Annotated in this window: 24 protein-coding genes and 1 tRNA gene; 15 read left to right on the top strand and 10 right to left on the bottom strand. The window is 57.0% G+C overall.

Going from position 1 to position 19,309, the window contains the following annotated elements; genetic code table 11:
- Nucleotides 1–566: 566 nt before the first annotated feature.
- Both KBY85_RS10595 and KBY85_RS10590 read right to left on the bottom strand, forming a co-directional pair.
- Complete coding sequence (locus KBY85_RS10595; protein WP_254961465.1) at nucleotides 567–1,229, bottom strand: alpha/beta family hydrolase; 663 nt, start codon at nucleotides 1,227–1,229, stop codon at nucleotides 567–569.
- Between the two features lie 141 nt (nucleotides 1,230–1,370).
- A tRNA-Pro gene (locus tag KBY85_RS10590) sits at nucleotides 1,371–1,444 on the bottom strand.
- A 164-nt stretch (nucleotides 1,445–1,608) separates the two neighbouring features.
- Between KBY85_RS10590 and KBY85_RS10585 the strand changes: the two genes are divergently transcribed.
- The 4 genes from KBY85_RS10585 to KBY85_RS10570 all read left to right on the top strand — a co-directional run bounded on the left by KBY85_RS10585 (nucleotide 1,609) and on the right by KBY85_RS10570 (nucleotide 7,124).
- Nucleotides 1,609–2,820 (top strand): hypothetical protein, encoded by a 1,212-nt coding sequence (locus KBY85_RS10585; protein ID WP_254961463.1) that lies wholly within the window; start codon nucleotides 1,609–1,611, stop codon nucleotides 2,818–2,820.
- Between the two features lie 426 nt (nucleotides 2,821–3,246).
- A complete protein-coding gene (locus KBY85_RS10580; RefSeq protein ID WP_254961462.1) occupies nucleotides 3,247–3,456 on the top strand; it encodes a hypothetical protein in 210 nt (69 codons plus the stop codon).
- A gap of 90 nt (nucleotides 3,457–3,546) precedes the next feature.
- A complete protein-coding gene (locus KBY85_RS10575) occupies nucleotides 3,547–5,928 on the top strand; it encodes a DUF3987 domain-containing protein (protein WP_254961461.1) in 2,382 nt (793 codons plus the stop codon).
- A 680-nt stretch (nucleotides 5,929–6,608) separates the two neighbouring features.
- Entirely contained in the window at nucleotides 6,609–7,124 is a 516-nt protein-coding gene (locus tag KBY85_RS10570) for a hypothetical protein (RefSeq protein ID WP_254961459.1), read from the top strand.
- Here the strand turns inward: KBY85_RS10570 and KBY85_RS10565 are convergent.
- From KBY85_RS10565 to KBY85_RS10550, 4 genes are all read right to left on the bottom strand, one after another.
- The gene (locus KBY85_RS10565) at nucleotides 7,093–7,368 is read right to left on the bottom strand and encodes a hypothetical protein (protein WP_261359606.1); all 276 of its coding nucleotides are present in this window, start codon (nucleotides 7,366–7,368) and stop codon (nucleotides 7,093–7,095) included. The two genes, KBY85_RS10570 and KBY85_RS10565, sit on opposite strands and share 32 nt — an antisense overlap.
- Nucleotides 7,369–7,467: 99 nt before the next feature.
- On the bottom strand, nucleotides 7,468–7,893 hold the full coding sequence (locus KBY85_RS10560; protein ID WP_254961458.1) for a hypothetical protein: 426 nt from the start codon (nucleotides 7,891–7,893) through the stop codon (nucleotides 7,468–7,470).
- Complete coding sequence (locus tag KBY85_RS10555) at nucleotides 7,890–8,477, bottom strand: site-specific integrase (RefSeq protein ID WP_254961457.1); 588 nt, start codon at nucleotides 8,475–8,477, stop codon at nucleotides 7,890–7,892. The genes KBY85_RS10560 and KBY85_RS10555 overlap by 4 nt, the downstream gene beginning before the upstream one ends.
- Nucleotides 8,478–8,578: 101 nt before the next feature.
- Nucleotides 8,579–9,268 (bottom strand): hypothetical protein, encoded by a 690-nt coding sequence (locus KBY85_RS10550; protein WP_254961455.1) that lies wholly within the window; start codon nucleotides 9,266–9,268, stop codon nucleotides 8,579–8,581.
- A gap of 492 nt (nucleotides 9,269–9,760) precedes the next feature.
- Between KBY85_RS10550 and KBY85_RS10545 the strand changes: the two genes are divergently transcribed.
- The 10 genes from KBY85_RS10545 (at nucleotide 9,761) to KBY85_RS10500 (ending at nucleotide 16,902) form a co-directional block, all read left to right on the top strand.
- Nucleotides 9,761–10,054: a hypothetical protein gene (locus KBY85_RS10545; protein ID WP_254961454.1), complete on the top strand. Its 294-nt coding sequence runs from the start codon at nucleotides 9,761–9,763 to the stop codon at nucleotides 10,052–10,054.
- The gene (locus KBY85_RS10540; RefSeq protein ID WP_254961453.1) at nucleotides 10,051–10,311 is read left to right on the top strand and encodes a hypothetical protein; all 261 of its coding nucleotides are present in this window, start codon (nucleotides 10,051–10,053) and stop codon (nucleotides 10,309–10,311) included. The genes KBY85_RS10545 and KBY85_RS10540 overlap by 4 nt, the downstream gene beginning before the upstream one ends.
- Nucleotides 10,308–11,867, top strand: coding sequence for a terminase large subunit domain-containing protein (locus tag KBY85_RS10535; protein WP_254961452.1), 1,560 nt, complete (start codon nucleotides 10,308–10,310; stop codon nucleotides 11,865–11,867). Before KBY85_RS10540 ends, KBY85_RS10535 begins: the two co-directional genes overlap by 4 nt.
- 316 nt (nucleotides 11,868–12,183) lie before the next feature.
- On the top strand, nucleotides 12,184–13,263 hold the full coding sequence (locus tag KBY85_RS10530) for a LysM peptidoglycan-binding domain-containing protein (RefSeq protein WP_254961451.1): 1,080 nt from the start codon (nucleotides 12,184–12,186) through the stop codon (nucleotides 13,261–13,263).
- Between the two features lie 293 nt (nucleotides 13,264–13,556).
- A complete protein-coding gene (locus KBY85_RS10525) occupies nucleotides 13,557–13,778 on the top strand; it encodes a hypothetical protein (RefSeq protein WP_254961450.1) in 222 nt (73 codons plus the stop codon).
- Nucleotides 13,778–14,182, top strand: coding sequence for a hypothetical protein (locus tag KBY85_RS10520; protein WP_254961449.1), 405 nt, complete (start codon nucleotides 13,778–13,780; stop codon nucleotides 14,180–14,182). The genes KBY85_RS10525 and KBY85_RS10520 overlap by 1 nt, the downstream gene beginning before the upstream one ends.
- A 7-nt stretch (nucleotides 14,183–14,189) precedes the next feature.
- Nucleotides 14,190–14,849 (top strand): thermonuclease family protein, encoded by a 660-nt coding sequence (locus KBY85_RS10515; RefSeq protein ID WP_254961448.1) that lies wholly within the window; start codon nucleotides 14,190–14,192, stop codon nucleotides 14,847–14,849.
- Nucleotides 14,850–15,009: 160 nt separating this feature from the next.
- Nucleotides 15,010–15,168 (top strand): hypothetical protein, encoded by a 159-nt coding sequence (locus KBY85_RS10510; RefSeq protein WP_254961447.1) that lies wholly within the window; start codon nucleotides 15,010–15,012, stop codon nucleotides 15,166–15,168.
- A gap of 124 nt (nucleotides 15,169–15,292) precedes the next feature.
- Entirely contained in the window at nucleotides 15,293–16,576 is a 1,284-nt protein-coding gene (locus KBY85_RS10505; RefSeq protein ID WP_254961446.1) for a S1C family serine protease, read from the top strand.
- Nucleotides 16,577–16,737: 161 nt separating this feature from the next.
- Entirely contained in the window at nucleotides 16,738–16,902 is a 165-nt protein-coding gene (locus KBY85_RS10500) for a hypothetical protein (RefSeq protein WP_254961445.1), read from the top strand.
- 176 nt (nucleotides 16,903–17,078) lie between these two features.
- On the opposite strand, the gene KBY85_RS10495 is transcribed toward KBY85_RS10500, so the two are convergent.
- The 3 genes from KBY85_RS10495 to KBY85_RS10485 all read right to left on the bottom strand — a co-directional run bounded on the left by KBY85_RS10495 (nucleotide 17,079) and on the right by KBY85_RS10485 (nucleotide 18,342).
- A complete protein-coding gene (locus tag KBY85_RS10495) occupies nucleotides 17,079–17,618 on the bottom strand; it encodes a DUF2939 domain-containing protein (RefSeq protein WP_254961444.1) in 540 nt (179 codons plus the stop codon).
- A 40-nt stretch (nucleotides 17,619–17,658) separates the two neighbouring features.
- Entirely contained in the window at nucleotides 17,659–17,871 is a 213-nt protein-coding gene (locus tag KBY85_RS10490; RefSeq protein WP_254961443.1) for a DUF1651 domain-containing protein, read from the bottom strand.
- A 324-nt stretch (nucleotides 17,872–18,195) separates the two neighbouring features.
- Nucleotides 18,196–18,342 carry a hypothetical protein gene (locus KBY85_RS10485; RefSeq protein ID WP_254961442.1) on the bottom strand — a complete coding sequence of 49 codons (147 nt, stop codon included), beginning with the start codon at nucleotides 18,340–18,342 and terminating at the stop codon, nucleotides 18,196–18,198.
- 340 nt (nucleotides 18,343–18,682) lie between these two features.
- Here KBY85_RS10485 and KBY85_RS10480 point away from each other — a divergent pair, with 340 nt between their 5' ends.
- Nucleotides 18,683–18,856 carry a hypothetical protein gene (locus KBY85_RS10480; protein WP_193486208.1) on the top strand — a complete coding sequence of 58 codons (174 nt, stop codon included), beginning with the start codon at nucleotides 18,683–18,685 and terminating at the stop codon, nucleotides 18,854–18,856.
- Nucleotides 18,857–18,874: 18 nt separating this feature from the next.
- On the opposite strand, the gene KBY85_RS10475 is transcribed toward KBY85_RS10480, so the two are convergent.
- Nucleotides 18,875–19,276, bottom strand: a complete 402-nt coding sequence (locus KBY85_RS10475) for a RidA family protein (RefSeq protein ID WP_254961441.1) — start codon at nucleotides 19,274–19,276, stop codon at nucleotides 18,875–18,877.
- Nucleotides 19,277–19,309: the final 33 nt, after the last annotated feature.

The following is a 19,309-nucleotide window of genomic DNA, read 5'->3' as shown; positions in this document are numbered from 1 at the left end:
AGGGTTCATAATGGATAAACGGAGCTGCGCAATCAGCTTCCAGGCAGTCATCCCCTGCCTGCCACTGTTCACCCTCCGGAGAGGGTCACAGGACCTCCTGAGTTACACCACTCAGAGGGGCGCTACCATGACCGGACAACAGCTGCTGCCCCGTAACTGCCTTTCACCCGTCCTGCATCATTAAGTAGTCCACTGGTTTGCTCGTCATAGACGAGTCCATAAATGCAGCGGATGCCGCTGCTGGCGACCCGCCTATAGATCTCAAGGTGCCGGGCATCGAGGCCAACCTCACGCACCACACTTTCGAATTGGGCGATGCTTTTGAGGCGAGAGCTGCTGGGTGGATTCTCGAATAAGCGCTCGCTTCCGAGTTACAAGATCAGCCGCTGAAATGGCCGCATCAAGTCAATCTGGCTCAACAAATAATACAAAGGTGATCAATTCGCCTGACATGGCCAAGAGAGTTTGGTGGGTACTAGAAATCTGGTTTTACTGCCTGGCTGCCAGGTTCGGCTTCTCCGGATAACGCCAGTGATGATTCACCTGCGACTTGCATCCGAACCCCATCAACCCAGCAGCAGCCGTAGGAAGTGATCACTGAATTCCACAGCTGTCGTCCAGTTCTCCGCCTCGCTCAGACCAGAGCTGCGGGTGGGCTTAAAGCTGTGGTTACCACTAGGTATCCAGCGCAGCTGTATCTGTTGCGAGAGGCTGTAGGAGTCAACCTCCTCACGGCGCCCAAAGCTGTCGCGTTCGCCCTGCAAGATCAGTGCTGGCGTCTGCAGGGTGGCCAGGTGCTCGGTGCGTAGCTGCAGCGGTTTGCCTGGGGGATGGAAGGGATAGCCAAGGCAAAGGCAACCCTTCACTCCATAGCTGGCTGCAAGCTCATCTAGCAGCAGGCTCGCTACCCGGCCGCCCATCGACTTGCCGCCAATAAACAGGGGCAGGTTTGGATTGAGCTGCCTCTCCAGCTGCACCTGCTGGCGGAGGGCCTGCTGCAAGACGGGCATTCGATCGGGCCCTTGGCGGCGCTCAAGGAAGCGCTGCCGTGCCATGTAGGCAAATTCAAAGCGCAGCACCCGCCAGCCGTGTTGCGCCAGGCCGCTGGCAATAGCAGCCATGAAGGGGCTATCCATCGGTGCACCGGCCCCATGGGCCAGCACAACGGTGCCAAGAGCGTCAGCTGGACCATCGATCAACCGAGGAGCAGCCCTATCAGCAGGATTCATGGGTTGATCCTCGCGGACGCCGCTCGGACCTCAACAATCGCTGCTTGCCTGATGGCGACTGACATGTTGCGGTCATTGACCGCGGTGCCAGTTTGACCGCAATTTGACCGCAGGGTCAGCGGCCTATCGGTGAAAAGTCAATCGGGGCGACAGGATTCGAACCTGCGACCTAGTGCTCCCAAAGCACCCGCGCTACCAAGCTGCGCCACGCCCCGTTCCTTCGTCATAGTAGTGGATTACTGGCCAGCACTGGATTCTTGCTGTGCCAACGGGTTTGGGGCTTGTAGCGGGCAGGGGCAAATGGCAGCATGTAGTGGCTGGATATCACTTGGATATCACTAGCTCGTCACTTTTCTGTCACTAGCGCCGCAGGGCCCCCATGACCCGTCGATCCGACGCCCCGCCATGGGTGCAGGGCTTAAGGGCACAGCTGAAGAGCACCGTTGGTCCTGCTTACCGATTGGGGGAACAAAGCGGCAAGGCGAAGCTTGATGTCCGATATGCCGACGGCACCAGAGGAACAGCTGTTCTTCCCTTCTTGTGGGTGCCAGGGCAGGCTCGCCACATACAGGAGGTTGTGGAGCGCGTAGCCCAACAGCTTGCTATGGGCCTCACCCTGCGCCAGGCACTAGAGGTGATCCGTGGTAAAGCCGTTCCCCCACCTGAACGTGGCATCGCCCCCGTCGGACTGGAGTTATTGGCCGCGTGGGAAGCGTTCGGGGTCTACAAGGTCCATCGGACCGGCCAGATCAAAGACAGCACCTGGCTTGTCGATTACGGGAAATCGGCGAAGCGTCTTCAGGTTGTCGCTGACAAGGCAGTTGACGCCAAGTCGCTGTTAACCCTGGCCGGAGAGGCATGGCCGCCGGGGTCCCGCCGTCGCCAGGTGGTTTTGCAGCATCTCGCCGCAATGTGCCGCTGGGGGGTCGAAAACGATCTCTTGCAAGCTGATCGCTGGACCCCACCCCCCAGCCTGAAGAGCTACGTCGGTGAACAACGAGCCGGGCGAGTGGACGGAGTACCCCTTAACGACGATCAGATCCTTGGCCTGCTCAATGGTCTGCCGCAGGACACGGCAGGGCAGAGGTGGAATTACGCCTTTCAGCTGATGTCTGCCTACGGCCTACGGCCAGTCGAATTGCTGCACCTGCGCATGGAACCAGCCGGAGGCCTGTGGTGCGACTACATAAAACGGAGTGGCGGGGGATCGACGAGGCCACGCCAGCTCCGAGCCCTGCACCCTGAGTGGGAAGTCGAGTGGAGGTTGCGCGAACGAATCGAGGCGGGTGAGGCCTTGCCACCGTTTGGAGGTGGGGTGGCTGATGCGGCTCGTCGTTATCTAAGCCGGCAACAGGCATGGATAGATCTGGCCACCTCAGGAGCTACCTGCTACGGATTCCGGCACGGGTATGCCCTGCGAGCGCACCAGGCATATGGGCTGAGTGCGCGAGTGGCTGCAGCCCTGATGGGCCACTCTGTCGAGACTCACTCGCGGCATTACGGAAGGTGGACCGACGAGGCAACAATCGACAGCGCGATGGAAGCAGCCATGCGCTGTCGCAAGTTGACGCAATTGGCAGATTCGGGCTAATGTTGAGATGACGGCCCACCCATGGCGCTCCTCAGGCAAACCCTCCCGTTCCGCGAGTTAAAAGGCGGAAAAGAGGGACTGACCCAGTGCCATGGCAATCCCAAATCAGATTCACACAGGCGAGTGGCTTCGGACCAACGAAGCTGTTTTTGTCTTGCAGATCAGTCGCGACACTCTTCATAGGCGTTGTCGCGACGGCTATCTTCGCGCCGGGGAGCACTTCATTGCATCTGGCCCCCATCGCACCAGTCCTCGCTTGTGGTCAATAGCTGCCGTGCGGGTCGCAATGGCCGGATGGACAGGAGTGTTGAAGTGACTCCGCAATTGACGTAGCAGCTTTACTGTTTAACAGTAGAAATATTAAGACTATCTAGTCCCCTATGTTTCCAATTTATATGCATACACTGCTATACTTAGCCAGGAGGTATGCCAATGCAGGTTTTAACTGAAAGGAGAGATCGTGAGCGGTATTTGGCTGTTAATCAGCCGTTATCGCTTCGTGTTTCTAAGCCGATGCTTGCCAATTTGGCGGTCAAGGCAATCCAGCTGGAATCCAGTTCCTCGGAGCTGGCTCGCTTGCTGATCTCAGCGGGTGCTAAGTCACTTGGTTGGGGAGATATTGATTCTGTCTGCTGAAAACTGCTCACACGGAAGCAGGGCTGAAGTTCTTCACGCCCAGGCCCTGCTTCCGTCCATCACAAACAACTTCCTAGGAGGAAGCCGCACATGAACCAAGCCATTTTAACCCCCAATGAGGGGTCTCGATCGGTTGAAGAGATTTTTGCTGCCATTGGGAAGCTCCAGCAGCTTGGCGCCATTGAAAATTGGATCGACCAGCGCTCGCATGCTGAACAGCTGTTGCAGGAGTGGTTTGATCTGCCAGATGATACCCCTGAAGATGATGAACTTCCACCAATCGATCATCGAGCAGAGTGGCTTTGGGATCAGCTAGATCGCCTTAAGGAAATTCAGTCCGAGTCATCATTGGAGTCCGAGCCAGAAGTATGCGAGCAATCACTAGTGATCGATGTTGATCGATGGGTCAAAGAGGCAAAGAACGTGCTGTGGGAGGGATGGCAGCAGTACGATCGCTTTCGATTTCGACACGATGACGATAGCGATAAATATGAACCTAAGCCTTGGCAAGGGTTGGGCAGCAGTGAAAGCGAATCTATTGAAAGTATCGATGGTGATCTGGCTAGCAAGGCCACCTGGCTGTGGATGGAGTTCGATATGCTGCTTACTGTTATACCGAGGAGCCGTTTTCTTGAAATTTTTACTATATGGAACGAGCTTGAACAGCATATTGATCCCGATGGATGCATCCAATCAGGACGGCATAATATCCAGGATAAGCGTCGATCTGAAGAGCTTAAGAAGCAGGGATATCATCAGGAAGCGGCTATGTGGTTGTTGCCTAAGGATCAATTGGAACGACCCAGTGAATGCAGCCTGGAAGATTGGGCAAATATCATCAAGCCATTTAATCGGGCTGAGTATGACGAACCTATTACGGAGTTCCTGGCAAGGATAGAGCTTGCACGCGTTGGGAGGGTGCCTTGGGGAACTACCGCTGAAGTGGGTCTGAAGCTTCACCAAGAAGATGCCCATACCAAAATTCGCCAGTTGGTTGATGAAGGTGCTAACGCGACAGAAATCCAGGAGTTGATCAACCAGCAACCCAAGGGCTATAACCAAATTGGCTTGGCCAAGTTTGCTGAACAGTGCCGTCTTGAGATTGAGCGGCGTCAGGACCTCACCGATGCGCTCGAAGCCCTTCTTCTTCGTGGTGAGCCTCCCACTATTTCCCTTGCTGATTACGTTCCAGCTGATTGGCTGCCAATGTTTCGCGTCCTAAGAGAAGGGTTGAAGTTCAGTGATGAGGCCATCGTGATGACAGTGATGGCTGGGGTGGCCGCGATGTTGCCCCCTGCTCTCCGCATCAAGGGATGGTCGATGGTAGAGATTCCAGCAGTGTGGCTTTTCCTAATTGGCGTTAGCGGAACCGCCAAGTCCGTACTGCTCAACATGCTGATCAACTTCCCGATGGCAAAGCCGATCAGCGCAATTGATGCTTGGAATAAGCGGGAAATGGATTGCCGAAGGATTTCCAGTGATGCGGGTGAGGATGTTCCTGCATTCCGCAAGCGAAATTTGATCTATACCGCGCCAACTACCCAAGGGATTCGGGCAGATCTTGCCGAACATGGCGACGAGGTACCGGGTCTTTTAGTACGAGATGAATTAAATGGTTGGCTCAAGCAAATGGCTGATGACGGTGGTGCCAGTGTTGGGGACGTCGAATTTTGGTTATCGAGCTATGACGGTGCCTACTCCAACGACGTGTTTGCTGATTCAAAAAAATCACGTGAGGTTCGTTGCGGAAAGCTCAGCGTGATCGGGGGTATCCAACCGAGGGTGTTCCTTGAGCAGCTGGAAGCCGGCAATGCCAATGGTTTTAATAGCAGGCCACTTTTCGTTCATCTGCCAAGGCTTAAACGTGAGTTGATCCAGCCGGATGAACAGACTGACAAGTTGAAGGATCACATTGGTGATCTGTACCTGGCCGCACTTGAGGAGTCAAGTAGCACTTACTTGTTGTCGCTAGATGCGGAGGAGCTATTCAAGAAACTTTTTGATCAGTTGGAGGAATTGTCCCTACAGGCCAACAGTGAGGAAGTAGAGGCATTGTGGGCAAAGGGTCCAGGACAAGTGTTGAGGGTGTCTGCAGCTATCCACTTCATGCGACTGGCGACTGGTCAAGAAGAACGAGTGGAAAGGGGATACATAAATAAGGTCACGGTTGTAAGCGCTCGGTCGCTCCAGCTAGCAACCAATTTGGTGATGGCAGGCAAGACACGAGCAGTACAACTGCAAGAGCGAGCCGCCAATCCAAGGCTTGAGCAGGCAGATCGACTCCTTGAGATGGCAAGAAAGCGCCAAGGAAAGTTCGCAAAGCAAGGGGTTTCGCTAGCTACTCTCCGAAAAGGATGGCCACACCGCAGTCGTCCGACATTGGAGGAGCTAAAGCAAATTGCCACGATGCTCCAAAGCCACGGATTGGTGCTTCTTCTGGATGGTTGCAAAGCGATCAGGGTGGTGCGATGAAACGGTCCACCCCATGTCCACCTTCTGTCCACCAAGGTGTCCACCTAAATGTCCACCCCCTCTTTCCAGTCAGTGACTAGCTTTTAAGAGAATAGGGTGTACAAAAAAAGACCCCCCTACATACATTTAGCTGGAGTGGAATGAGGATCACTCTGGAGCACGAGACACACTGGGGGCCCCAGAAATTGTCCACCCGATTCCCCAAGAAGCACTGGTATTACAGGAACTGTGGGGTGGACAATTAGGTGGACAACCGGGTGTACATCAGGTGGACCAAGGTCGTTTGAGTGGCCAGAAAGGCCCCACAAGTTTGAAACCTTCTTACCGATTCCAACCCAGAGGTTGTCGGAAAATGCGACAACCTCCAGTTCCCAGGGGCAGGCCAGCCGAGCGTGTTCGACATGATCCGCGTGTTGGGCGGGCAGAAAGCTCCCCGCAAGGCGTGGGAGCGCCTAACTGAGACACACCCTGAGGTTGTGCTCAAATGTCACAACCTCCAGTTCCCCGGGGCAGGCCAGCGCGACACGCCAGTAGCCAAAACCAAAGAAGACGCCTACTTGGCCTTGTAGTAGGTACTGAGTAACGATTCAGCAATCAGGCTGGGGATGGTTAACCGCCAGCGCCATTCATGCGACCAAATAGACCCTACACTCTTATTGAGAACCTTTCGCAATAAGGAAATGGAACGCGGTGTGATGGCCAAAAAGCGGCGACTGCGCATCATCACTGAGGTGGCACCGCTAGTTGCGCGTGGAGCTACCTGTGATGAGGTCTCAGAAGCCCTCAACTACTGCCGGGCAATGGCCGCAAGAGACATTCAAGCCGTCTTTGAGATCTGGAACGAGGAGGCCAGGGATCACTCCGAGCGGTGGCGCCCCCTAGTGGTTCAGCGGTTCGAGTTGCTTTTCAAAGAGGCATTCCAGGCTTGGGAAACCAGCAAAAAAGGCGGGCGGCCTAATCCCCGCCTCTTAGACACCGCCGGGCGCAACCTAGAGACCCTTACCAAGCTGCTTGGTCTCCAGATTGATCTCACACTCAACCAAACCAACATTGCCATCGGTGCAAGCCGCTCAACCGTTGCGGCACTGGCACCCCTGGATGTAGCTACTTATGCCGAGATGATTGCTAGCGGCAGCCTGGGCGAACTAAATGCTGTCCCACCCGTCAGTCAGCCGCCGGCGGTTCTTCCTGCTTGAGAAACCTTGGTGCAAGTTTCACGGCTAGGTACGCGGCAGCAACTCCGTAGCCCACGAAAGTGAAGCCTTGCCCGATGGAAAAGGAGGCGTAGATCTCTCTTTTTAGCAGGATGTAGTCGACTAATGAGGCCGCCGTCCCCCAGATCAGCACCCAGACGCTGACGTAGCTAACGCCCTTAGCAGTCTTCCCCACGGTGATAAAGCCATCAACTGGCGTGAGTATGGCGCGCCATAACCGCGACATGTCCGCGACATAGGACCCGAGAACCCGCTCCCCGACAGGGGCAATTCGGCCCCTTACCCCCCTACTGCGACATAGCCATAAGTGGCCAAAAAAAAGGCCCTAATCGGGCCAATTCACCGGTAGGTCTGATGACATTGCGCTCCCCAGGGCCTTATCCCATAGCTGGGGGCCGAACTGGTAGCCAGACAGCTTTGCCAATTCACGCAACTCCTTGAGAGCCCCAACACCGGCGTTGAAGTTGCCTGCGTCAACCGATTGCCGGTAAAGCCGCATCGCCAGCAACCGCAACTGGGCCAACTCAAAGCAATCCCAGGCACTGTCACCATTTCCAGCCAGGCTGAGGGCCTTGTGGCCCTCAAGCACCCACCGCTGGGCAGTGCGCCGTGAGACCTGGTGTTTTGCGGCCAGCTGGCTGGTGACCTCAGCGGAGGCAAAACCAGCGGCTAATAGATCAGCGGCCTCCCCCTGGCGCTTCTGGAGGTCAGTGACGCTGGATCGGGTGCGGGACCTCTTGGCGGCTGTCATACCCCACCTCCGAGGGCGGCCAGGGCGCACAGCTCATCCGCCTGGTTGACATCGATGTAGCCGGCTAACTGCTGGAGCGATCTGTGCCCCGTGAAGGCGGCGACCACTTTTAGATTCGTGCCACTCCGGGCCATCGTCGTGGCCAGTGATCGCCTGAAGCTGTGCAAAGAGCACCCGCTGGGCATAGCCAGGTCATTCATCGTCAGCCTCAGCGCCTTATCGGCCGACTGGCGGGTTAACGGCTCATTCGGCCAGCGCCCTGGGAACAACCAATCACGGTTGCCAGGTTGCCTTTCGTAGCGAGCGGCCCATTCAACTCGATATGTCCCCAGCTCCAGATGTAGCCGCGGGGCAATCAATACCTCCCGAGTCGATTTGGTTTTTGTGGTGGCCTTGATGAACACCACCCGCTCTTGGTGGATGGCCCCCCACCGCAGGGCCAGAGTTTCACTCACCCGGCTTCCGGTAAAGCGCATGATCGCCCAAAGCGCTCGATGATCCGGCCCTGGTGCGGCATCTAATAACTGGTCAAGTTGAGCGGGAGACAGTGTTTGCGCCTGTCCTGATCCGTTGGTTTTGGGCATTTCTTTTAGCGTTGGTGAATTGACGTTCCATCTCGAATGGCAACTGGCCTGCAATAACTGGGGCGCTGCAGCAGCAACACCCCCAACGCAAAAACGTCAACTCAGCCGTAGCTGGGCCCAATCGGCTCAACGCGTACGGCGAATGGCACATCTGCTAGTCGGGCGACGTGGCAATTCAGCCGATCAGACCAAACCGGCTCACATCCCTGCCACAACAGATTCCGCAGCTCACTGGTCGGATGGCTGCTGTAACCGATGCTGAGCCGATCATTGGCCGCCTGCAATTCCGGGTGCTCACTATCAGCCAGATAGTTGATCGAGTCGGTGCTGATCGGCGATGCAAACCAGCCGCAGACCCAATCCAGGAATCCAGAGTCGGCTATTGAATCGATGCGATAGACACCCGCAGGACCGTAGTTACCGCGGACATCACCTCCCAGGTGAGTCTCAACAACCACGAAGACATCGTCCGACCAGCACCAGTCAGAGCAGCCAACTGGCGAGAAGATCGAGAATACGAAGTTCTCCGAGAAGTCGTTCTCCTGGTTGTAGGTGTTGTCGCGGTGAACTTGTTCGTATTCCTGGTGGCTGAGGCGGGCGAACCACCGCAGCAGTGCTGGTTCGTGCTCTGTTGCCCAATCGGTTGTTAGGGCATCTGCCAGGTGAGGCGGCAGGGCGATCGGCTTGCCCAGTGAGTTGGCGATGTGCTCAGCGGTGTTGAGCGATGGGCAATCCCAATAACGGGGATCAGCAGCCACCAGCTCATCCGCGGATGCGGCGAGTGTTTGCATTGGTTTTGCGGACAATGGTGTGCAGGTATTTCAGCCCCTGCACCCATTAGTCTATCACATAAAACGCCAACTTGGTGGCTTTGCCTTAGGGGGCAGGGTCCAGAAATGCTTGCTATGACAGCGTTACTAGCCCCTCCACATATACAGAAGCTCTATTCCATTTGGCCTCAAGTCCCTTGTTACTGTTACACAGCCCCAGAGGGTAGTGGTTTGAATATTGGCAGGCCTTGATCAACACCCGCAGTATTTTTGTGGCTTCTACGAGGTTCACTTCTCTACTACACTTGACACGGTAAGCGATAATAATTGTATCTACGAAGACTGGTTATGGCGTCAAGTTTGCAAGAGCCCAAGTTTGAGCTTGGCGTGTTGCTTAAAGCTGCAGTAATGGCTGGAATAGCTGTTCGTGATATTCCCTCCAATGTCAATCCATGGACCTGGAGTGACGAGCGCGGACGGAGTTGGCAATCAGCTCTGCGGCAGCTTTCACCCGTGCTGGCTCAAGACGCAGAAATTTTCTGGGGGCCGCCTATCAGTCTGGAGCTAGCGGCGGCCATCGAAGGGGAGGCCCCTTGGACCAGCGACCTTCAGGTGGAGCTTGCGGCTAAGCGTCCCCATAACCACGCCGAACGGGTGCAGGCCGAGATGAACGCTGCCCTGGAGGGCTTGGCCGCCACTGTCGAAGCCGAACGAGCTACTCGGGCGGCTAAGACGCCATCACCCGCGGAAATGCAACGGCAGATCTCGCTAAGTCGGGAGCTTGCCTACCGGGGCCCGCAGCAATGACCCGAGCGTTTACCGGCAAACCCACCTGCGTCTCGCTGGCGGCAGCAGCAAAGGTCACTGCCAACAGCCTGGCCGGCACTCTCACCTCTGCAATCCGGGGCATGGAGGGTCAGGCCAGCTGGCAGAACAGCAAGGAGTTGAAGCATTGGCACGCCATGTTCAGCCAGGCCCGGCAATGCCTGCTCACCCGTCCTCCAGAGCGGGCTGGTCCGAACCCACCATCACCCGCCTGGCAGGACCTGGTGGGGGTGCGATGACAGCTACACCCGCGCCTCGGCAAGGCAGTTCACTGGTAAGGAAGCGCAGTCCGCTGAAACCAGATGACCGCCGCTACCGGGAAAACAAGGAAAAAACACCGGCACCAACTGGGCCAAAGCGGCTCGAACCACTCCCCTGGCAGAGGGCGCTGCTTTCAATTCCAGACCAGTACGACGTACTTCTGAGCGGTGGCCGCGGTGGTGGCAAATCCACCGGGCTGGTGCTGCTGCTTTTGCGGGATGTGCTCCGTTTCGGCCGAGGCTTTTGCGGTGCGTTGGTACGGCGTGACCTGGCAGGGCTGCGCAAACTCGAACGTGAGATCACCGATCAGATCGCGTGTTGCCCTGAGCTGGCTGGCAGCCATTACCTAACGGGCGCAAAGGAGTTTCGCTTCTCAAATGGGGCCGTGTTGTACCTGCACTATCTCAAGGATGAGGCCAGTTTCAACAGGTTCCAAGGCACTGACCTAAGCCACGTCTACGTCGACGAGAGCGGCCAGATCGCTGACCCTGCCCCGCTGTTGCGGTTGCGCAGCTCGATGCGGAGCACAGCAGAGGGTGTGACTCCACGGATGGTCCTTACCTGCAACCCCAACAACGCTGGTTCGTACTGGCATTTCGAGAATTTCATTCGGCGGATGGTGCCCTGGCAGCCCACCCACATTGAGCTGTTCCAGAAGGAATGCGTGCTCGTGCATTCCACGCTCTTCGACAACATCCACCTGGCGAATAAGGATGCCTACATCGCCAACCTCAAGGCCAGCTGCAACTACGACACAGCCAAGATCCAGTCAGAGGTCTACGGCAGTTGGGGGGCGGTAAGTGGGTCGTTTTTCTCCCACGTCTGGGACAAAAATCGGATCATGGTCGCCGACTGGGATGGAATACCCACCTGGGCTGAGGGCTACAGCGACTGGAACGTTTGGATGGGTTTGGACTGGGGCACCCGCTCCCCCAGTTCTCTGCTGTTGGCTTACCGCTGCCCGATAGCCACATGGTGGAAGGGGAAGCGACTTGGCGCTGGCTCAATCGTGCTGGTGGATGAGCACTACACGTGCTTGACCAGCCCCGATGGCACCCGCCAATGGGGCACAGGTGATAGGGAGTTGACCACTAGCAAGATGGCCAAGGCGGCCCGGGAGCTATGCCTACGCAATGGCATCACGATCGAGCGGGTGGCGGAAAAACACCGAGTGGCTGATGCGGCAATTGGTGCTGAAATCGGTGGTGACAGTGGTTCTATTGGTGCCCAGCTCAAACGACACGGTGCTGGGTTCGTGGCAGGGCCAAAAGGGAAGCGGGCGCCGGGCTGGCAACTCATGGCACGGATGATGGAGGCGGCTGGTGACCCCACTGCGCCGGGTCTGTACGCCACCCCCAAGGTGGAATCGTTCTGGGCGACGGTGCCCGGGCTGCAATACGCCCAGCACGATCCCGAGGATCTGGACACGAACGGGCCCGATCACACCGCTGACGCTTGCAAATATCTCCTGGTGGCCACCCACGACAAGCGCTACACCTTCCAGCCCGGCGCTACCGATTTTCGGGTGTGGTGACTATGCAGGGCCTGCATAATCCGGAGCTGCAGATTGGGGAGGAGGTTCTGGTCGATGCCCCACGCACACGCTGGGACAACCGGCATGGGACCCTCCACCGCATTGAGAGGGGGCAGCGCAGCTTTGGTTGGGTGATCCTGGATGGGACTGCAACCCCCTTCCCCTTGGGTCAGTTGAGAAGGCTTTAACTTGGAAAGGGGTTGGGGTGATCCGTAAGGAACCCGCCTCTGTTTTGGTGCCTGCGGGCCACCGTCCCAGAGATTTCACAACCCCACATCAAAGTTGAATCAATAAAGCTCTGTCTGAGAACCGTGTCGTGAAGACTGACAAGTCTCTGATCAGGCTTGCCGCACTAGCCCTTGGGCTCGCCTGTTGCTTGCCATGTTTTGCGGAAACCCCCGAACAGATCGAGCAGCGACTTGAGGATCTCCGGCGAATGGATGCCGAGGCAGCACGACGTCGCCAAGAGACCCTTGAGTTTCAGGCGCGTCGCAAGAGGGAGGAGTACGCCCGCAGGTGGAAGCGCTATGGCAATGAGGAGATTGACGTTTTGACTTGGCGTCAGCAGAAGGATGGAACATGGGTCACGGAAGTCAAAGAACTTGAGCTCTCAGGAGACAACTTTAAAAATACGGTTGACAGTATGAATGCTGCCCTACCTGCGCTCAGCGTAGACAAGATTTGGGTCAAGGTTCGCCAGCCCATTAGCGTTGAAGAGCTATCCGGCCGCCTCAAGCTCGCTGAAGAGCGATTGACCAAGCTCAACGACGTCAACGAAGACCACCAATTCCGTCAAGGTGACTGGCTGGTTGTTCCCAGCCAGCAATCCAGGCAAATAAAGCAGCTGGCAGCGATCGACACCAGCGAGCTACGTCGTACACCTCCTCTCCAGTCCCTGCCTCCTGTGGAGGACCGTGCTGTTGTCCGTTTTGGTGACACGGTCTTAAAGATTGCCCAGCGCTATGGATTGACCCTGCAGGAACTGCTGCGTCTCAATCCTGGTCTTGAAACCGCACGGCTTGTTGTTGGCAGCCAGGTTCGCCTCGCTCAGGCGTCCTCCGGTCGCACCCCCATGGTGCTGGGGCTCAAGCCGACCACTAGCGGAGGTATCAGTTGGCCGGCGCTCCCAGGATTCGAATCAAAACTGTCCAATCGTCCACCTGCTCGATTTGATGCAAGCCTTGACGAGCTTGTTCGTGATGGAGTGGTCTCCGCTGATGAGCGCGACCGAATACAGGGGATGAGGAGATCCTTGATCGGAGTGAACTGCACCAGCCTGATGGTCAACCGCAAGCCTGCAGATGAGCGGTGGGGAACCTGGACAAGACCTAGCAAAGCGAGCACTGACGAGCGACTGGTCATCGACCGTTGCGTAACTAGGCGCGAAGCCAGATAAAGCCAACTTCAACCATCTTTTCTAGCAATAATCTTTAGCAACTCAGTCTGACGCTTGCTCTCTGTAGCGATGCAGCCGACAGCGGCAATGGGTGCTACTCCAAGGAAAGCCACGGTCGTGCTCAAGGAAGGCGAGCCAGGCACTTGAGACCCCAGCTAATCGCCGCATGGCTACCCGGCTGGGCTTCTCACCAACCACTGCCATGGCTGCCCTGGCCGCTGCGTTAGAACCGGCAGCTACTGACAGCTGACCGTTCCCATCCCAGGATTGGGACCTACACAGCCATCACCACCATGCGCCGTACGTTCCTGCCCCTGCTGATCCTCGCCGCTGCCCTAGCCACCGCCCCGGCCATTGCCAAGGTGCTGGCAGAAGGCAAGCCCAGCCCCGGCGGGTTCTACTGGCAGAAGGTCGAGAAAAGCAATGGCTCCATTCAGTACCTCTGCCGGAACACCTCCGACTCCAAGATCCAGAAGGCTGCTGCCTGCAATGGCGCTAAGGCCGTGAAGCCGTAGTGATACGCCCTGTTGCCTTAGCCCTACCTCTACTGCTAGCCGGACCGGCCCTGGCGCAATGGCAGACCGCTGAGCCTGTCGTCTCAGCCCACTGGAAAACCTGTCGAATCGAAACACCGGCCTACACCGGCTCATGCAGGGCAACGGTGTTTACCCTTAGAGACGGCTCGCTGAATCTCCACTTCGACGTGGACAACACCGGGCTAAGAGGGCTCACGTGGGGTATTTCAGCCATGCCGCCAGAAGGCAGCAATGTCTTCCCTGTCGTACTGACGGCTGAGAGGTTTGGTAAGCGCATTGTCCGCTACTCCTCTGGTGAGTGCCGGGTCGCACCGCAGGAAATTTTCTGCGTCACAAACGATGGCCAGCAGACAGCCGTGGCGAGGAATCGACTCCCCGACTGAGCCATCAATGAAACCTCTCACCGCTCCTGCTACTGCAATCCTCGCTTTGCCCCTGCTGCTGGCCAGCCCTGCTGGGGCTGCCATGGTCCTTTCCGTGGGCGATGGTGACACCATCCGCGTCAGAGATAGCGCCAAGCGGATCACCATTCGCCTGGCCTGTATCGACGCCCCCGAGACGGCACAAAAGCCCTACGGCATGGCAGCCCGTCAGCAACTGCAGGTCCTGGCCCCCGTTGGCTCGGTGGTTTCGATCAAGACCAAGACCACCGACCGATACGGCCGCACCGTCGCTGAGGTATTCCGCAACGGTCGATCATTGAACCTGGCGATGGTGAGCAGCGGCGAAGCCTTTGCCTACCGGCAGTACCTCAGCGGCTGCGATCAGGCCGCTTACCTCGGTGCAGAGGCTTCAGCCCAACGGCAGCGGCTCGGGGTGTGGGCCGTGCCGGGTGGCATCGAGAGGCCCTGGGATTTCCGACGAGGTCGCAGTGCTCGGCGCCTGCCACCAACTGCCACAACCCCTTCGCCCCAAACCGCTGCCCCTGCAGGCCCACGACTCACCTGCCGCCAAATCGGCAGCTATGCCCGTGCTCAAGAGCTGCTCCGGCAGGGCTACAGCTACCTCGATGGCGATGGTGATGGGAAAGCCTGCGAATCCCTGCGCTGAGGTTGCTTGCGGTGCTCACGCCAGCGCCACGCCGGCAATAAGCATCGGCCAGCGCATTGAGCTTCCTCTGTTAGATCAAGACTTTATGCCGGTCATACGGCAACGCAGTAGCCATGGAGCAATTGGTTAGCTAGACCACCATCAGCTGATCGCTAAGGCATTGAGCCTGCTGTTCGACGTGATCGCTGACCTGCCCGAGGGCATCGCGGTGACGCCGGTCTTCGCTGCTGATAAGGCCGAGGCCCTCAAGGCTGCCAAAGAGCTGTTCCCAGGCCATCGGGTAACGGTCGTGCTCAAGGAAGGCGAGCCGGGTAGCTAGCGCACCTATCGATCCACGTCTGCACTCCACCGAGGTTCCACCTGCTACCACGCCTCTTCCTTCTCCAGGCCCGTCACCCCGTTGGACGCCAAAGGATTAGTGTTGATCTGTATTTAAAAAGCACATGCAGCTGCGCAGCTATCTTCTTGCCCTGCTTATCGCAACTGCGTCAGCGGCTGCCCCATCAGCATCTGCTCAGCAGTTGATCGCGGATCCACCGTTTACAGCTGAAATTCCCACAGATCAGGATTGGAAAACTCCAGGATCAAAGGTTCCGCTGTCAACTATCGTAAAGCTAAAATCTAGCTTCGATGGCAATGTCGATTACGCTGTCTTTGATCGCGACTGGCTAAACAATGGCGACAGCACTGAGACAGGTGCTTTCACCAAGTGGAGTGTCGATACGCTACAAGGTATCTTGTACATCAAAACCGGCTGCGGGCTCTTGGCCTGCCCTTTTGGCCGGGTTCGTGATTCACGCGGACTGCCAAGTCCAGTCATCATTGGTTTGGCTGATCAGCAATACAGAATCTATGGTGATGAGGGATCTTTCACTTTACCCTCTGCTTTAATCAAGCAGCTCTCTGAATCTTCCGGTGAACCGTCACTGAGCATCAAGCTGGGGGAGAGCGGAAAGGTTCTTCCAATTGGCAAGAAAACGGTTCAATCCCTCAAAAGCCTCTACTCAGTCGTCTCAGCCAAGGATCCCGTTCCGCCTTTCAAGCTAACGACACCACCGATTAACCCAGCCGCTGGCTTTCAGAAAATCGTTGCTGCTTCATTGGACAAAGTTGTTGGAATCAAGTCGGGAATTGGCACTGGCACAGGTTTTGTGGCCGAGTCGACTGGGTTAATCTTCACCAACAGGCATGTTGTCCAGTCAAAGAAGACGGTAGACATCAGCTATGCCGACGGTAGCGAAACTACTGCCGAGGTCATTTTCCGTGACCGTGAAAAAGACCTGGCAATCCTTCGCCCTACGAGCGCTCGCATAAAAACACCCCTGCCACTCTGCTATGCCTCCTATCCCAAGCCTGGCGAAGAGGTATTTGCGCTCGGCAATCCGAGGGGGCTGGCCAATACTGTGACCCGTGGCATCGTCAGCAGTGTTCGGCGGTCGGAAGGGGAATTCCGCTCAGTGGTTCCAGAGGGCACCACGCTGATCCAAACCGATGCTGCGGTGAATCCTGGCAATAGCGGTGGCCCGCTGCTGAACGCCAATGGCGAAGTTATCGGGATCGTGACCTTTAAGCGCTCAGCTGGGGAGGGGCTCAACTTCGCCCTCTCAGTCATCGATGCCCTGGAAGCCATCCAAGCGAAGCGCCCAGCCTTAGCCGCTACTGGCCAATTGGTGAGCGCTTGCGGCAACCTTCTGCCTAAAGGCACCAGCAAATCTGCGAGCAAATAACCGACTTCAACGAAGACGATCTACTCGACTGCATCGCCGCAGAAGAAGTCAATTCGGCTTGACGGCCATACAGGCCCCGGTGACCTTGGGGGTGACATGGACACTGCTCCCTATCAACCAGCATCAAGCTGCCACCCCTTAGAGCCATTCCCCAGTTCGCGGTGTTCTTCTCTGATGGTGCCGGCTTTGGCATCGAGATGGTGCAGGCGCTGGACGCTGCCCGAGCCCATGACATAGCCCAAACGCAGCACCCGACCGGGAGGCTCTCAGCAGTGCCGGCTGAGCTGCTCGACGGCCATGACCGCCACAAGCTGCTGCGGGCTTGACTCACAGGGGAGAGGTTAGCAAGTACCTTGATTGCGAATAGCTAATCAGAAGGACCAGTTCTGATGCAATGCAGCTAGGTGTCGACCTCAGAGCCCCACTGTGAAAACCCAATATTCGCACAGATATAAAGGGGCTGGCAGTAGGGAATATCCATGGAGGTGAAAGAGATCATGGATCACTGTGGCAGAACCACACCCCTGAGTTTCCAGTCAGCAAAGCCGGAGCGTGCAAACACTAGCTTTGTCTTGTCACCGTTATCCCCTGTTGCCGTCACTCCAAATTTATCTAGGCCTTCATAGCCAAAAGATGTTTTCTTGAGAGCTTCGTTTAAGTCCTTTGCTCTCTGAGCAAGATTTTGAGAAGTTTCATCCTGAGAAGCCTGCTCACCTGAAGCCAAAGTCAACACAGTCTTCATCCCAGATGGCGTCACATAGGAGTCGACCATGGCGTTAACCATGGGGCCAATAATGGCCGTCGCGAACCCGGAGAATGGGTTTGAACTCATTTCTGGGTCGCTCTGCATATTCTTAATTGCAGCAGCCATCATCTGCCCCTTCAGGTCCTCACGAAGGGCTGGATAGTCAATGTATTGATTGACCTTGTCTGCATCTTTGTTCTCAAAGCTGTTCTTGAGACCGTTTAGAGCTAGAAAAGGGCTGGCAAGGTAGTAGCCAGCTGCCAATGCCGCAGCCAGCGAGAATCCGCCCAGAACCAATCGCTTCTTTAGCACTGTACCCTCTGGCAGCTCACCTAATTTAACTCAAGGAAAGACAATTAATCTTCCTCCACAGCTCCCGCGCCTGTTTCACATGTAGTTGGCTGCGGGTCTTGAGCAGCGGTGGCGCACCAGGTAGCGGCCGGCCTGAATCGACGAAGTACATCGGGTGCGCGCTCCAGCTCTTGGGATCGAAGTGGAACCGCATGGTGTTGGCGGTCCTGGGGTCCTGGATCCAAGCCTGCTTGCTCACGCCACCCCTGCAGCAAGTACTCCCGTACTAGCTCGCAAAGCTGTTGGAAGTCAAGCTCTTGGCCGCAGTACCAGCCACACCACCACCAACAAGCTGGCAATGCTCACTCCGGTGAAAATCCAATCGGCATAGGGCGTCCAAACCATCAGCTTTGGCCTCTGTCACTCGCCGTCACTTTTTTGGTGGCGTCGCGGGTATCAAATCGAGGCTATGACTGGGATCTAGCTTGCTGCAGCCGGGACTCCCAAAGCACCCGCGCTACCAAGCTGCGCCACGCCCCGACGCTGATGAGCTTAGGGGTGCGCCGGCGCCATCATGCAAAGCTCAGCGGCCTAGGGATCGGATCAGGTCCAGGAGGTTGCCACCAGCGACTGGCGGCTCGACGCCTCGATCGGTAAACCAGAGATAGCCAGCTAGGACATTCAGCCCAATAACCAGCAGCCAGACCCGCCAACCCTCTGGCAGTTTCATCTCAATCGCAGACAGGCGAACCCATCATCCTGGTCAAAGCGGGGCATGCCAGGACTGGCCTGGCCCGTTGACAATGCAATTTCACGCCTATAGTACGGGTGTATTAATTGCCCAGGGTCATGATTTCCGCCTCGGCATCCGCCCCGGTTTCCTCCCCGTATGCCGTCTTCCGCGCCGAAGAGTGGACGTCACATTTGCAGACCTTTTGCGCTGCTCCAGTCCGGGGTCACCCCCAGTCCTCTGGTCATCGCCAGGGCTCGGTGCTGGTGCAGGGCGAATTATTTGAATTCATGCTCCCCGCGCCTGGCTAGTGTTGAAATCAACACGCGGGGACCTGGCCATGGTGATGAGCTCCGGCAATGGCGACTCAACTGATATCGGTCGCTCGGTGATGAAGTGGGGGCGAGATGGCGAATTGTCCGTCCTCGACCTGCGCTCAATCCTGGAGCGACTCAGCGCCGTAGATGAGCAAGCTGCCGGGCTGATGGATTGCCCCTTGAATCCGCCCAACTAGTTCCTTGGCAGTCAGTTACTAAACGGCTAAGGCAATGCAGTCGATTTCCACCCGAGCCCCCTTGGGCAGAGCCGCCACTTCGACGCAGGCCCGAGCCGGCGAAACCCCATCGCTAAATAGCTCCGCATAAATCGCATTAACCCGAGCGAAATCGCCCAGGTCTGCCAGAAAGACCGTGGTGCGCAGCACCTGTCCTGGGCTGCTGCCGCCAGCTTCCAGCACGGCCTGCAAGTTGCTGAGCACCTGGCGGGTCTCGGCCTCCACATCGCCAGCCCCCACCATCAAGCCAGTGCTGGGATCCAGGGCGATCTGACCGGAGCAATACAGCACTCCCCCCGCCTTCACTGCCTGGTTGTAAGGGCCTACTGGCGTAGGGGCGCTGGCGGTGATTACGGCTTCGGGCTGCATCGGGTGACTCATGCCAGGTCAAGATGGTGGCTGAGCCTATGGCCC

The sequence above is a fragment of the Cyanobium sp. BA5m-10 genome, from assembly GCF_024346255.1.
GTDB classification, from domain to species: domain Bacteria; phylum Cyanobacteriota; class Cyanobacteriia; order PCC-6307; family Cyanobiaceae; genus Cyanobium_A; species Cyanobium_A usitatum.
The sequence above is the reverse complement of the archived record's forward strand: the minus strand, read 5'-3'. Positions and strand labels throughout refer to the sequence as shown.